The 431-nt window shown below is 41.5% G+C and carries 1 protein-coding gene; it reads right to left on the reverse strand.

Translation table 11 applies throughout. From position 1 onward, the window contains the following. Window positions 1–416: AMP-binding protein (locus tag BPMYX0001_RS27145; RefSeq protein ID WP_167535693.1), on the reverse strand; the 416-nt coding region annotated here is incomplete at its 3' end. Window positions 417–431: the final 15 nt, after the last annotated feature.

The following is a 431-nucleotide window of genomic DNA, read 5'->3' on the forward strand; positions in this document are numbered from 1 at the left end:
AAATGATCCGTACCACTGTCCTCCAGCATATACTGAATTCGATCTGAAGGATATGAAGGATCGATAGGAAGATACGCACCGCCAGTTTTTAAAATACCAAGCATGCTGATTATCATTTCTGCCGAACGGTCCATCAGAAGAGCAACTGTCTTTCCTCGAGATACTCCCAACTTTTGTAGATGTTTAGCTATCTGGTTTGCTTTTTCATTTACTTCTCTGTAGGTAATAGACCGCTCTCCGAACACTAGAGCTATCTGTTCAGGCAAGTGTTTTGCCTGTTCTTCAAATAACTCAGAAAGCACTTTATCCTTCGGATAATCCGTAGTAGTCTGGTTCCACTTCTCAAATATTTTTAGTTCTTCCTCTGTAGCAAGACTAATGTTTCCAATGACAGTAGAAGGAGATTCTACTGCCACCTGGGCCAACTTCTC

Origin of the sequence: Bacillus pseudomycoides DSM 12442 (assembly GCF_000161455.1) — a bacterium.
In the GTDB taxonomy this organism is placed as follows: domain Bacteria; phylum Bacillota; class Bacilli; order Bacillales; family Bacillaceae_G; genus Bacillus_A; species Bacillus_A pseudomycoides.